The sequence below is a fragment of the Liquorilactobacillus sicerae genome (assembly GCF_029916425.1).
Taxonomy (GTDB): domain Bacteria; phylum Bacillota; class Bacilli; order Lactobacillales; family Lactobacillaceae; genus Liquorilactobacillus; species Liquorilactobacillus sicerae.
This window is the reverse complement of record NZ_JAHAVQ010000193.1, coordinates 1-471: the sequence shown is the minus strand read 5'-3', so window position 1 is coordinate 471 and position 471 is coordinate 1. Positions and strand designations below refer to the sequence as shown.

Below are 471 nucleotides of genomic sequence, written 5' to 3'. Positions count from 1 at the left end.
GGTTTATACAGTTAGCCAAGGAATTTCGAATGCTGTTTTGGTTATTCTTGGGATTTCAATTCTTTTGAATACGGCTGGCAATTTACTCCACTGGGTACCATTGCAAATGGTCGGAATTCTTGGACAACATTTGTTAGCTCCGGCGAGTGGGGCCGGGATAGCAATTCAATTACGTTCAACCACTTTGACAACTTTTTCAGCAATGATCGCTGCAACTGTCGGTGCTAATTCAATTTATTTCACTGAAGCGACAATAAAAGCAACAAAAACAGCTACCGGCTGGGTTGCGCCACAGTTAACCGGAGCAACAATTGTAACTGTTGGTCAACCGGTCTCAGCAGTAATCGCTGGATTGGCAGCTGCTTTGATTGGCATGTGGATGACCGGAAAAACACCTTTGGATATGTTCATTGTTCCCTTTTGTGCAACGTTGGTCGGTTCATTGATCGGTCTGGCAGCAGCATCAGTAAC

Annotated in this window: 1 protein-coding gene; it reads left to right on the top strand. The window is 44.6% G+C overall.

What is annotated here, in order from left to right:
• Window positions 1–471, top strand: a 471-nt coding sequence (locus KH893_RS11960) for a PTS sugar transporter subunit IIC (protein WP_281166299.1), incomplete at both ends; no start/stop codon positions are given.